Genomic DNA, 12,055 nt, shown 5'->3' with positions numbered 1-12,055 from the left:
GACAACACCTTCCTGGAATTAGAGCAGAATATCCGTGTAGAGCTCGGATGCATCCGGCTCCGGATCGTTTTGAGCGAAATCAGCAGAATCAGCGACAATGTCGCGGACGTCCTTGTCGATTTCCTTCAGCTCTTCCTCGGTTGCCCAACCCTTTTCGATCAGACGCTGCTTGACCTGCTCGATCGGATCATGTTCGGAGCGCATCTTCTGCACTTCTTCCTTCGAGCGATACTTTGCCGGGTCCGACATCGAGTGACCGCGGTAACGATAGGTCTGCATGTCGAGAATGATCGGTCCCTTGCCGGAGCGCGTCCATTCCACAGCCAGATCGGCAGCAGCCTTGACCGCACGAACGTCCATGCCGTCAACCTGAATACCCGGAATATTGAAAGAAAGACCGCGCTTCGAGAAATCAGTTTCAGCGGAGGAGCGCGAAACCGATGTGCCCATGGCATAGCGATTGTTTTCGATGATGTAGACTACCGGCAGCTTCCACAGCGATGCCATGTTGAAGCTTTCGTAGACCTGCCCCTGATTGGAAGCACCGTCACCGAAATAGGTCAGCGTTACATTGTCGTTGTCGCGATAACGATTCGCGAACGCAAGACCTGTGCCAAGCGAAACCTGCGCACCGACGATACCGTGACCGCCGTAGAAGTTCTTCTCTTTGGAGAACATATGCATAGAGCCGCCCTTGCCCTTGGAAAGGCCGCTGCGACGTCCGGTCAGTTCAGCCATAACGCCACGCGCGCTCATGCCCGCTGCAAGCATATGACCATGATCGCGATAGGCGGTGATAACCTGATCACCTTCCTTCAGCGCCATCTGCATACCCACCACTACGGCCTCCTGGCCGATATAAAGGTGGCAGAAGCCGCCGATGAAGCCCATGCCATAAAGCTGGCCGGCCTTTTCTTCGAAACGCCGGATCAACAGCATTTCGCGATAAGCGTCCAGCTCCTGCTTCTTGTCGAAGTTCACAGGTGCAGGTGCCTTGGGTGCAGTCACAGAAGACGCCTGCGTTTTGCTTGCAGGCGACTTTTTAGCCCTCGGTGCCATATCTCGCTCCCTAAATTGTCGTTCTATTGTGACGTTATACGGGCATATCACAAGATACAATATGCGCCCAGAGCATAGCTGCTATGTCGCCAAGCCCTTAAAAACATATCACAAAAAGACAATTAACCGGATTTCAGTTAATTTGATCGGTCTTCCCTGGAGGTGATAATTGTCACTTCATCGGGATGGGAGAGATTAAGCGCTCTGCGTGCTTGCTCGTCAAGCATATCCTTCTCGATGGAACCGTCGCGCAGAAGCGTGACTCGCTTTTCGAGCGCAGTGCGATCTGCTGTCACCTGTTCGAGCTGCTTGGCCAGAAGGCTTTTTTGCTCTTCCAGCTGGATACGAGAATAGAGACCGAATTCGCCATGATAGGCGTGAAAACCGAAATAGCTCAGAAACGCGGCCGTCAGAATGGGCAATACAAAACGCCCACGGATCGATTTACGCTTCTGCTTGGTCCACATTTCGGCTTCCTTCCCGGATATTCAATGCCGCCGCGAATCCTGCGAAGGGCGTCAATCCGAATTCCACCATCAAGCATTATTTTGCTTAACAGAGATTTACCAAGAACAGATGTCGGGAGCGTGTAACCCTGATTTTTCCGTGCTGCCGCAAACACTTTGGCTCGCAAGCTATTCAATCGATCTCATTCTCAGCCTCAAAGGGAATCGGCGTCCAACGCTTTCTAGCTCCCATGTTTACGCAAGTACCAATGATAACGAGACGTAAGCGTCTATAGATTCTGACAGTTTCCCGAACCAAAAGCCGCATCAATGCAGGGCGGATTTTTGCATGCTTGCGATTCCCGCCAATTGTACTTTCCAGACCGACCTGACGGCACAGCGCCGGGTAAGTCTGATAAACTGCAAAATTCGAGAATGGACCAAACTCGGAATCAAACAGAAAATGGTCCAGAGGTGCCGAAGGCTTTTCCATAAAGGCGAGCATACGCTGCGCGGCCGACTTTGAGATAATATAGCCAGCCGAGAGAAGGTGTCGACTTCGCAGCCGTGCAACCGTAAAATCCGTATCGGTACAGTTTAGATGTGGCCCGAGAAGCACTGTCTTTTCATGTGTCTCAATTTTAACGATATCCGCATCGACGGGTATCCAGTTGATCGAGGCAAACAGCTTGTCCGCCCCCCGACCGAAAACAACATCATCCTCAAAGACTGCAGCATAATTTTCCTCACCCTGCGCAATGAGTTCGATACATTTTCTATGGGAAAGAAAACAGCCTATCTCGGCTGGCGTCAGAGGGTGTGGCCATTTTTGATTGGAGGCCAATGTATCCTGAACCAGCTCAGGAGTGAACATGCGCGCGTCGACGGCGGCTACACGCACAAAGTCACATCCCAGCCTGCTAAACTGCTCCGTCATAAAGACGAGCCGATCACGGCTCCTGTCAAGATTAATCAGGTAAGATTTCATGAACGCCCCCTAGCGAGATGAACTCCTAGCGCGCATCCAGAAAAGTGTGAAACGGTTTTCTGATAAGATCCACGTTCGGACAAACAATTAGAGCGCCGATCTGCTTCAATCAGATCGGCGCTCCAGGGTACGCCATAGCCGGTCAACTACAATGGCAGACAGATGAACACTTGATTTTGCAAGCGGAACAAAAAGTTCAATCAAACATCAACAATAGTGGAAAACCCGCCCATGATCATGCGCTTGCCATCAAATGGCATCTGGTCACCCATTGCCTTCATGCGCGGATCACTCATCATCTTGCTATTTGCAGCGTCGCGCGTCGCCTTGTCGGGATATTCGAACCAGGAGAACACAACCTCCTCGTCGTCCTCTGCCTTAACTGCACGTCGAAAATCGGTAACCTTGCCGTCCGGCACATCATCCCCCCATGCCTCGACCATGCGCGTCACACCAAACTCCTTGAATAATACAGCGGCTTCAGCGGCATGCTTGCGATAGACTTCCTTGTTCGCCTTGGGGACTGCGACAACAAATCCTTCGATATAAGCCATTTTCTCTCTCCCGTTGATAAATCCGCCCACGGCTTCGTCAGTTGCGTTTAAGCCGCTCCCTCATCAGTTCGAACACCAATGTAATAACATTGATATCAATATAATTACATTGGGTCAAATGCCGAATATCTGGGTTCATATAGTGCTGAAACGAAAAAAGGCGGGCCCTAAGCCCGCCTTTTATGAGTCTCAGGAAAATTAGAGGAACTTCAGTGCGCTGCGGCCTGCATAATGGGCCTGCTTGCCGAGTTCTTCCTCGATGCGGATAAGCTGATTGTACTTGGCCGTACGGTCGGAACGGGCCAACGAGCCGGTCTTGATCTGGCCGCAGTTGGTGGCAACGGCGAGATCGGCAATCGTCGAATCCTCCGTTTCACCTGAACGATGCGACATGACAGCGGTATAGCCAGCCTTGTGAGCAGTCTCGACAGCGTCGAGCGTTTCCGACAGCGATCCGATCTGATTGACCTTGACGAGAATCGAATTGGCAACGCCCATGCGGATACCGTCGCGCAGGCGGGCCGAGTTGGTGACGAACAGATCGTCACCGACAAGCTGGCACTTGTTGCCAATAAGATCGGTCAGATACTTCCAGCCTTCCCAGTCGTCTTCAGCCATACCGTCTTCGATGGTGACGATAGGATAGTCGCTGGCGAGCTTGGCAAGATACTTGGCCTGAGCCTTTGGATCGCGCGTCTTGCGTTCACCCTCATAGACGTAATTGCCGTCCTTAAAGAACTCGGTCGCTGCGCAATCGAGGCCAAGGGCGATATCTTCACCGGGCTTGAAACCGGCTTTCTCAATCGATTCCATAATGAAATCGAGTGCAGCCTGGGCATTCTTCAGGTTCGGAGCAAAACCGCCTTCATCACCGACATTGGTGTTGTGACCGGCATCCTTGAGGCGCTTCTTGAGCGTATGGAAAACTTCCGAACCGTAACGAACGGCTTCACGAACGGATGAAGCGCCGACCGGCAGAATCATGAACTCCTGGAAATCGATCGGATTGTCGGCATGTGCGCCGCCATTAATGATATTCATCATGGGGACCGGCAGAACATGGGCGTTTGCGCCACCAACGTAGCGGTAGAGCGGAAGACCGGTCGCCTGGGCCGCAGCCTTGGCGACAGCAAGCGAGACGCCCAGAATCGCGTTGGCGCCGAGATTGCCCTTGTTGGCCGAACCATCGAGCTCGATCATCGTCTGGTCGATAAGCAGCTGGCTTTCCGCGTCCATGCCTGCAATAGCGTCAAAAATCTTGCCATTAACAGCTTCAACAGCCTTTTCAACACCCTTGCCAAGATAGCGGCTGCCACCGTCGCGCAGCTCTACAGCTTCATGTGCGCCAGTCGATGCGCCGGACGGAACGGCAGCGCGTCCGAAAGAGCCATCCTCAAGCACAACGTCTACTTCGACGGTCGGGTTGCCGCGGCTGTCGAGAATTTCGCGGCCGACGATGTCGATGATTGCAGTCATAGGAACCAGTCCTTCCCTATAGATTGCCCCGCCATATCCGCGAGGCGCTTAACAAATCCGATGCGGCCATTTCTTAGCGCATAATCCTGAAAGTTTGCAGACATTTCAGAAAAGATTATGCACCGGCCAGTTTTTTAAGCCTTAGCGAAACAAAAGGCGGAGGAAAATCCCCCGCCTTTTTAAATTCTCCGAGAACTGTTTAAAGCCCTTTTGCGATACGATCAAAAGCCATGAGCTTTTCGAGAAGCGCGGGCATTTTATCCACCGGCACCATATTCGGACCATCGGAAGGTGCGTTATCCGGGTCCTGATGCGTTTCAATGAAGAGCCCCGCAACACCGACGGCAACTGCTGCCCGAGCCAGCGTTTCCACAAACTCACGCTGTCCACCGGTCGAGCCGCCCTGCCCGCCCGGCTGCTGCACGGAGTGAGTCGCATCGAAAACAACTGGCGAACCAAGACCCGCCATAATCGGCAAGGAACGCATATCGGAAACGAGCGTATTATAACCGAAAGAAACACCGCGCTCGGTCGCAAGCACATTCGGATTGCCGCTTTCCGTAATCTTGGAAAGAACATTCTTCATATCCCACGGCGCCAGAAACTGGCCCTTCTTGACGTTCACGACACGTCCCGTCTTTGCGGCAGCAATCAGCAGATCGGTCTGGCGGCAAAGAAATGCCGGGATTTGCAGGACATCGACCACAGGAGCAACTTCGACACATTGCTCTTCGGTATGAATATCCGTCAGAACGGGAAAGCCGAATTCCTTCTTGAGATCGGAAAAAACTTCCATTGCCTTTTCGAGACCAATTCCACGCTCAGCCTTCAAGGATGTGCGATTGGCCTTGTCGAAGCTGGATTTGTAGACGAGACCAATGCCGAGCTTATCGGTCATTTCCTTGAGCTGGCCTGCCATATCGAAAGCGTGTTCACGCGTTTCCATCTGGCATGGTCCCGCAATCAGGGCAAATGGCGCGCTATTTGAAAAAGTAACATTTCCGACTTTTACAGATGAATTGGCAGTCGTCATAACGTGAACCTCGATACTGAATGCCTGCAGGCATCTTATCTGGCGTAAAGGTGGGTCGAAAACAAGACCGCGACCTGAAAGCCGAAACGAAAACGCGCCCCGAAAGGCGCGTTAGAGTTCTAGAGCATTTCCTGCAAAAGTGCGAAGCGGTTTTGCGTCGGATAATGCCACAAATAAGTTAGAGCGGTTCCACGATCCCGTTTTAACCGGAAGCGCTCTACACCAGACGGCTCTGCTCGATCGCCGCTTCGATAAAGGAAGCAAAAAGCGGGTGTGGCTCAAACGGACGGGATTTCAGTTCCGGGTGGTACTGAACGCCGATAAACCAAGGGTGGTCAGGATATTCAACCGTTTCCGGAAGAACACCATCCGGTGACATGCCTGCAAAGTTCAATCCGGCTGTTTCAAGGCGATCCTTGTAGTCGATATTAACTTCGTAGCGATGACGATGGCGTTCCGAAATATCGGTCGAACCGTAGATTTCGGCGATCTTCGATCCAGGAGCAAGAGTTGCCTCATAAGCTCCAAGACGCATCGTGCCGCCAAGATCGCCAGCCGAAGCGCGCTTCTCAAGCATATTGCCCTTCAGCCACTCCGTCATGAGACCGACAACCGGCTCCTTGGTCGGGCCGAACTCGGTCGATGATGCATTTTCTATGCCGACGAGATTACGAGCAGCTTCAATGCAAGCCATCTGCATACCGAAGCAGATGCCGAAATAAGGGACCTTGCGTTCGCGAGCGAATTTCGCTGCAAGAATCTTGCCCTCTGCACCACGTTCGCCGAAGCCACCCGGCACCAGAATGCCATGAACCTTTTCCAGATATGGAGCCGGGTCTTCACTTTCGAAGACTTCCGCCTCGATCCAGTCGAGATTGACCTTCACCTTGTTGGCAAGACCACCATGATAAAGCGCCTCGATCAGTGACTTATAGGCATCCTTGAGACCGGTATACTTGCCAACGATGGCAATGGTCACTTCGCCTTCCGGATTGTGGAGACGGTTGGAAACCTCTTCCCAGCGATCCATACGCGGCTTTGGAGCCGGATCAATACCGAACGCCGACAGGACTTCCGAATCAAGGCCTTCCTTGTGATAGGCGATCGGAACATCATAGATCGTAGCCACGTCGAGCGCCTGAATGACTGCGCTTTCGCGGACATTACAGAACAGCGACAGCTTGCGGCGTTCTGATTCAGGAATCTCGCGATCAGCGCGAACCAGAAGGATATCTGGAGCAATACCGATAGAGCGCAGCTCCTTGACTGAATGCTGGGTCGGCTTGGTTTTCAACTCGCCAGCGGCCGGAATATAAGGCATCAGGGTCAGATGGATATAAACTGCCGTTCCGCGTGGCAATTCGTTGCCAAGCTGACGGATGGCTTCGAGGAACGGCATAGCTTCGATGTCGCCAACCGTGCCGCCGATTTCGCAGAGAACAAAATCATAATCTTCGTTACCTTCGAGGACGAAGTTCTTGATCTCGTCGGTCACATGCGGAATGACCTGAACCGTCGCACCGAGATAATCGCCGCGGCGTTCCTTTTCGATGATGTTACGGTAGATGCGACCGGTGGTAATGTTGTCCTGCTGGTTGGCTGGACGACCGGTGAACCGCTCGTAATGGCCCAGATCAAGGTCGGTTTCAGCACCATCGTCAGTGACGAAAACCTCACCGTGCTGGTAAGGCGACATCGTGCCGGGATCGACATTCAGATAAGGGTCGAGTTTACGGATACGCACGCGGTAACCGCGTGCCTGAAGGAGTGCAGCCAGTGCTGCGGCAGCTATGCCTTTTCCAAGGGAAGAAACCACGCCGCCAGTGATGAATACATATCGCGCCATGGGCTTATCTCGTTAGACTTTCTTGATTGATTCCGCCACAAAAAAATGCACCCCGGCGGTATTTTTCACCGAAGCCAGGCGGTAATCGTCGTTGTACAAAGAAAAACCGGAGCCAGAAACCCCGGAGCGAATACGTCTGTACTCTCTAGCGTCCCTATTCACATAAAGCCATGTCGAAGCTCGAAATCCACAGCTTCCGCCTGCAAGAATGGTGACGAACACAAAAGAAAAGGCCGAGCCCGTAAGCCCGGCCACATTCACATAGTCATTTACAGATCAGAGAACAACCACTTCGGTGCCCAGACCGACGCGATCATAGAGATCCAGCACATCGTCGTTCGTCATGCGGAAGCAACCGTTGGAAGCCGAGCTACCAATGGTCCACGGCTGCACCGTACCGTGAATACGGATGTAGGTGTCCTTGTTGCCCTGAAAGAGATACATGGCGCGCGAACCAAGCGGGTTACCTGGGCCGCCATCCATGCCGTTCTTGAAACGGCCATAGTGAGCCGGATCACGCTCGATCATTTCCTTCGTTGGAATCCAGCGTGGCCACTCACGTTTTGCATTTACGGTAGCCGTGCCCTTGAATTCCAAACCCACCTTGCCGACAGCAATGCCATAACGACGCGCAGTCGTTGAAGTCTCTACCAGATAGAGGAAGTAGTTTTTAGGATCGATCACAATGGTTCCCGGCTTGTAGCCGGTGAATGCGACTTCCTGCGCCTGAAACTTCGGATTGATATTGTACTTATTCGCCTTCACCGCGTTGCCGCTCTTGGAAGCCTTTTTCTTCTTCGGCTTCTCAGGATTGGCCTTGGTGTCACTTGAAAGCGCAACCTGCTGAACGGATGCGGCAGCTTCATTGAGCTGCGCTTCAGCGCTTACCGGCGAAGCTGCAAATGCCGGAGCGGTCGCTCCAATGCAAAGACTTGCAATACCTGCCATCAGAATACGGCGTGAAAACATGTTCGGTTCCCGAAAATCAAGCACAAGGGAGAAACATCTGCCACATTAGTTGCGAGCAGACTTTCGATCTCCTTACTGCAAAGCCAATCGGTTCTCAATTCGCCGCCATCGTTCTGCAATGCGATTCGCGGCAGCGTATTGCCTAGCTGCAACACTTTGCGGCTCTACGGTTAACAAAAAGAAAACCGGCCTCAAGGGCCGGTTTCGTATTGCGTTCATCTAGCTCGTATCTTTACTGCGAGCTTGGAACCGGATTGGCCGGAGTTTCTGGAACGACCGGAGCCTGCGGCTGTGTAGCATCAGGCTGCGTCACCGGTGCTGCGGCGCCCGGAGCTGCCGGCGCAGTCTGATTGGTATCTGGACGCGAAGACTCGCCACCCAGCTGATTCAGAATACCACCACCATTGCCGCCCGCCGGAGCAGTCTGACTGCCGGTTGCCGCCGGAATACGATTGAGAATGTCGGTTGGCTTTTCGCCGTAGCGCGCCATGATGCCGAGAATAAGCGAGGTCGCGAAGAAACCGATCGCAAGAATGGCTGTCGTGCGGGTCAGCGCGTTCGCTGCGCCGCGAGCCGTCATGAACCCTGAACCACCGCCAATACCAAGGCCGCCGCCTTCCGAACGCTGGATAAGCACAACGCCGACAAGCGCCAGCACGATCAACAAGTGAATGACAATGATTACGGTCTGCATGGGTTACGGTCTTTATATCCCTAAAACTAGAGCGGCTCTTTACACGCTATTGTCCGATAATCCAAGCCCCGAGACCAAGATAGGCAGACGCGATGTGCCGATTACAAATTACGATAGGTTTCGCATATGGCGAGAAAATCAGTCGCCTTCAAGCTGGCTCCACCGACAAGTGCGCCATCAACATCTGCAACACCGAGCAATTCGGTTGCGTTGGAAGGCTTGACTGAACCACCGTAGAGCAGGCGAAGATGTGCGCCTTTCGTGCCGAAACGTTCGATCAGTTGCTCGCGCATGAAGGCATGCGCAGCCCGCACGTCCTGCACAGTCGGCGTCAGCCCCGTACCGATTGCCCAAACCGGTTCATAAGCAATGATCGTATTCTCGGCGTTGACACCATCAGGTAAAGAACCGGCAAGCTGCTTGCCGATCACATCCAGTGTACGCTCGGCCTTGCGCTCATCGGCGGTTTCGCCAACGCAAACGATAGCGATCAGTCCGGCTGCCCATGCGGCTTCGGTCTTGGCGTGAATGGCATCATTGTTTTCATGATGGTCAGTCCGACGCTCGGAATGGCCGATAATGACATGTGTGGCGCCTGCCTCTTTGAGCATCGCAGCAGAAATATCACCCGTATGCGCACCAGACACTTTATGGTGAGCGTCCTGTCCGCCGAGGCCAACGGTTTCGCCTTCAAGTGTTTCCGCTGCGCGAGAAAGAAGCGTCGCCGGCACGCAGATAACCGCATCGAGCTTGCGACCGAGATCGGAGCTCAGACCCGCAGCAATCGCGCGCAGTTCGGTCAGGGATTCTCCTGTACCATTCATCTTCCAGTTGCCAGCAACCAGCGGACGGATTCCCGGAGTCATTTCATTCTCCTCGCCTGTTCAAAACAGTTGACGCTACCACCTCGCAAAAGCGGACCAGCGCCAAAATTTGCCACTGACTAAGCGTATTCGTGCCGCAATGCAAATGTTCTTGAGTGCCTATATGCAATGAGACCTTGCATATAGGGCTGGCTTGAGGTTATCCCCTGACTGGCTCTATCTATAAAAGCCGAGCTTCAATTTATTCTTGAAGGGTTTCCAATGCTCGACAGCCTGCGTTCCGCCGCTCAATCCTGGGTCGCCAAGCTTCTGCTTGGCCTGCTTGTACTGAGCTTTGCGATTTGGGGCATCTCCGATGTCTTTCGCGGCGGCCTGGCAGGCAACGCCGCTTTGACGGCAGGCGATTCCGAAGTGAGTGCCACCGACTATCGTTTCGCCTATGAACAACAAATGATGCGTTTGTCGCAACAGCTTCGCCAACGTCTGACGCGGGAGCAGGCGCAGGCGTTCGGCGTCGAAAATCAGGTACTCGCACAGCTCGCAGCCGGTGTCGTGCTGGATGAAGGTGCGCGCAACATGCAGCTCGGCCTTTCCAAAGATGGAATTGCACGGCTGACCGGCGAAGATCCGGCTTTCCATGACGCAAGCGGCAACTTCAATCGTGCACAGTTCGATGCGGTACTTCGTCAATCCGGTATTCGTGCGCAGGACTATCTCGACAACCGCGCGAAAGTTGCCCGCCGCCAGCAGATCGTGGAAGCCGCCACCGATGGCATCAAGCTCCCGAATGCGGCGTTGAAGGCGCTGGCCCTTTATCAGGGTGAAACCCGCAGCGTTGATTATGTAACCATTCAGGCTGAAAAAGCCGATGCCACCCCTGCCCCGTCCGATAATGCGCTCAAGACCTATTTTGATGCGCACAAGGACGAGTACAAAGCACCGGAATACCGGAAGATAACCTATGTGAAGCTGGAACCGACTGATATTGCCGATCCGTCTGCCGTCACACAGGATGAAATCAACGAATATTACGAAAAGAACAAAGATCGCTTCAGTACGATCGAAAAGCGCACCATCGAGCAGTTGAGCTTTGCCGATGAAGCCGCAGCTGAAGCTGCCCAGCAGAAAATCGCCGCGGGAACCAGCTTTGTCGATATCGGCAAGGAACAAGGCAAAACAGAAGACGACTTGAAACTTGGTTCGTTTGAAAAATCCGCTATTCCCGATCAGGCGGTTGCCGATGCAGCTTTTGCACTTTCAGAAAATGGCGTGAGCCAAGTCGTCAAGGGCAGTTTTGGTCCTGTTATCCTGCGCGTGACACAGATTGAACCGGCCCATGTGAAGCCGCTGGCTGAAGTTGAAGGTGAAATTCGCACCACGCTTGCAAATAATATCGCGGCAAGCAGCATCAGCGGCATTCATGATTCCTACGAACAGGATCGTTCCGACGGCGCATCCATGGCTGATGTGGCAAAGAAACTGAGCCTCAAATCCGTTACCGTGGAAGCCGTTGATGCCGAGGGCAACGATCCTTCCGGCAATCCCGTTCAACTACCAAATTCCGAAGCATTGCTTTCTGCTGCTTTCCAGGCCGATCAGGGTTTTGACAACGATGCCCTGACCATGGGTAATATCGGCTATCTCTGGTACCAGATCGACGGCGTAACTCCGGCACGTGAACGTACGCTCGACGAGGTCAAGGACAAGGTTGTGGCGGCATGGAAGGGCGAGGAAGCTGTCAAGCGCCTCAACCAGCGGGTGGAAGACCTGAAGAAGCGCCTCGACGGCGGTGCGACACTCGACACGATTGCCTCCGAAATGGGTGTTGAGAAGCAGACCAAGCGTGGTGTTGTCCGCACGACCAACGATGCCGATATCGGAACGGCCGCAGCGGCTCAGATTTTCCGTGGAGCAGATGGTTTCACCGGGAGCGCTGCAGCACCTTCGGACGATGCCCAGATTCTGTTCAAGGTTGTTGAAGTAACCGAACCCGCAGGAGCTGGTCCGGAAGCTATTCCGGAACAGCAGCAGAAGTATCTGGCCACATCGCTCTCGGACGATGTTCTCGAACAGCTCGTCGGCGAACTACAGAAGCAGTACCCTGTGAAGATAAATCAGGCCGTCATCAACAACGCTCTGGCGTTTTAAGGACGGTGGGCATCAAAA

General features: G+C 53.5%; 11 protein-coding genes. 1 reads left to right on the top strand and 10 read right to left on the bottom strand.

Annotated features, from left to right (window positions below):
- Positions 1-18: 18 nt before the first annotated feature.
- The 10 genes from pdhA to tpiA all read right to left on the bottom strand — a co-directional run bounded on the left by pdhA (position 19) and on the right by tpiA (position 9,931).
- Complete coding sequence (gene pdhA, locus MKS82_RS02175; protein WP_109987788.1) at positions 19-1,059, bottom strand: pyruvate dehydrogenase (acetyl-transferring) E1 component subunit alpha; 1,041 nt, start codon at positions 1,057-1,059, stop codon at positions 19-21.
- Between the two features lie 137 nt (positions 1,060-1,196).
- Complete coding sequence (locus MKS82_RS02170; protein WP_061346222.1) at positions 1,197-1,526, bottom strand: FtsB family cell division protein; 330 nt, start codon at positions 1,524-1,526, stop codon at positions 1,197-1,199.
- 172 nt (positions 1,527-1,698) lie between these two features.
- Positions 1,699-2,493, bottom strand: coding sequence for a glycosyltransferase family 25 protein (locus tag MKS82_RS02165; protein WP_109987787.1), 795 nt, complete (start codon positions 2,491-2,493; stop codon positions 1,699-1,701).
- Positions 2,494-2,693: 200 nt separating this feature from the next.
- Complete coding sequence (locus MKS82_RS02160; RefSeq protein WP_109987786.1) at positions 2,694-3,047, bottom strand: DUF1428 domain-containing protein; 354 nt, start codon at positions 3,045-3,047, stop codon at positions 2,694-2,696.
- A 198-nt stretch (positions 3,048-3,245) separates the two neighbouring features.
- Positions 3,246-4,523 carry a phosphopyruvate hydratase gene (gene eno / locus MKS82_RS02155; protein ID WP_109987785.1) on the bottom strand — a complete coding sequence of 426 codons (1,278 nt, stop codon included), beginning with the start codon at positions 4,521-4,523 and terminating at the stop codon, positions 3,246-3,248.
- A 199-nt stretch (positions 4,524-4,722) separates the two neighbouring features.
- Positions 4,723-5,556, bottom strand: a complete 834-nt coding sequence (gene kdsA / locus MKS82_RS02150) for a 3-deoxy-8-phosphooctulonate synthase (RefSeq protein ID WP_109987784.1) — start codon at positions 5,554-5,556, stop codon at positions 4,723-4,725.
- Positions 5,557-5,773: 217 nt separating this feature from the next.
- On the bottom strand, positions 5,774-7,402 hold the full coding sequence (locus MKS82_RS02145) for a CTP synthase (RefSeq protein ID WP_109987783.1): 1,629 nt from the start codon (positions 7,400-7,402) through the stop codon (positions 5,774-5,776).
- Positions 7,403-7,678: 276 nt separating this feature from the next.
- Positions 7,679-8,371, bottom strand: coding sequence for a L,D-transpeptidase (locus MKS82_RS02140; RefSeq protein WP_109987782.1), 693 nt, complete (start codon positions 8,369-8,371; stop codon positions 7,679-7,681).
- Positions 8,372-8,603: 232 nt separating this feature from the next.
- Complete coding sequence (gene secG / locus MKS82_RS02135; RefSeq protein WP_109987781.1) at positions 8,604-9,065, bottom strand: preprotein translocase subunit SecG; 462 nt, start codon at positions 9,063-9,065, stop codon at positions 8,604-8,606.
- A 101-nt stretch (positions 9,066-9,166) separates the two neighbouring features.
- Positions 9,167-9,931, bottom strand: coding sequence for a triose-phosphate isomerase (gene tpiA / locus MKS82_RS02130; protein WP_109987780.1), 765 nt, complete (start codon positions 9,929-9,931; stop codon positions 9,167-9,169).
- A gap of 219 nt (positions 9,932-10,150) precedes the next feature.
- On the opposite strand from tpiA, the gene MKS82_RS02125 reads away from it, so the two are divergent.
- On the top strand, positions 10,151-12,037 hold the full coding sequence (locus tag MKS82_RS02125; protein WP_109987779.1) for a peptidyl-prolyl cis-trans isomerase: 1,887 nt from the start codon (positions 10,151-10,153) through the stop codon (positions 12,035-12,037).
- The last annotated feature ends 18 nt before the right edge of the window (positions 12,038-12,055 follow it).

It is taken from the genome of Ochrobactrum sp. A-1 (assembly GCF_022488005.1).
Classification (GTDB): Bacteria; Pseudomonadota; Alphaproteobacteria; order Rhizobiales; family Rhizobiaceae; genus Brucella.
Note: the sequence above shows the minus strand (reverse complement) of the source record. Positions and strands in the feature narration are given on the sequence as shown.

What these genes read in the sequence shown, in the direction of transcription:
- MKS82_RS02140 (WP_109987782.1), bottom strand. Translation starts at nt 8,371, where the DNA reads ATGTTTTCACGCCGTATTCTGATGGCAGGTATTGCAAGTCTTTGCATT.
- tpiA (WP_109987780.1), bottom strand. Translation starts at nt 9,931, where the DNA reads ATGACTCCGGGAATCCGTCCGCTGGTTGCTGGCAACTGGAAGATGAAT.
- MKS82_RS02170 (WP_061346222.1), bottom strand. Translation starts at nt 1,526, where the DNA reads ATGTGGACCAAGCAGAAGCGTAAATCGATCCGTGGGCGTTTTGTATTG.
- pdhA (WP_109987788.1), bottom strand. Translation starts at nt 1,059, where the DNA reads ATGGCACCGAGGGCTAAAAAGTCGCCTGCAAGCAAAACGCAGGCGTCT.
- eno (WP_109987785.1), bottom strand. Translation starts at nt 4,523, where the DNA reads ATGACTGCAATCATCGACATCGTCGGCCGCGAAATTCTCGACAGCCGC.
- MKS82_RS02160 (WP_109987786.1), bottom strand. Translation starts at nt 3,047, where the DNA reads ATGGCTTATATCGAAGGATTTGTTGTCGCAGTCCCCAAGGCGAACAAG.
- secG (WP_109987781.1), bottom strand. Translation starts at nt 9,065, where the DNA reads ATGCAGACCGTAATCATTGTCATTCACTTGTTGATCGTGCTGGCGCTT.
- MKS82_RS02165 (WP_109987787.1), bottom strand. Translation starts at nt 2,493, where the DNA reads ATGAAATCTTACCTGATTAATCTTGACAGGAGCCGTGATCGGCTCGTC.
- MKS82_RS02125 (WP_109987779.1), top strand. Translation starts at nt 10,151, where the DNA reads ATGCTCGACAGCCTGCGTTCCGCCGCTCAATCCTGGGTCGCCAAGCTT.
- MKS82_RS02145 (WP_109987783.1), bottom strand. Translation starts at nt 7,402, where the DNA reads ATGGCGCGATATGTATTCATCACTGGCGGCGTGGTTTCTTCCCTTGGA.
- kdsA (WP_109987784.1), bottom strand. Translation starts at nt 5,556, where the DNA reads ATGACGACTGCCAATTCATCTGTAAAAGTCGGAAATGTTACTTTTTCA.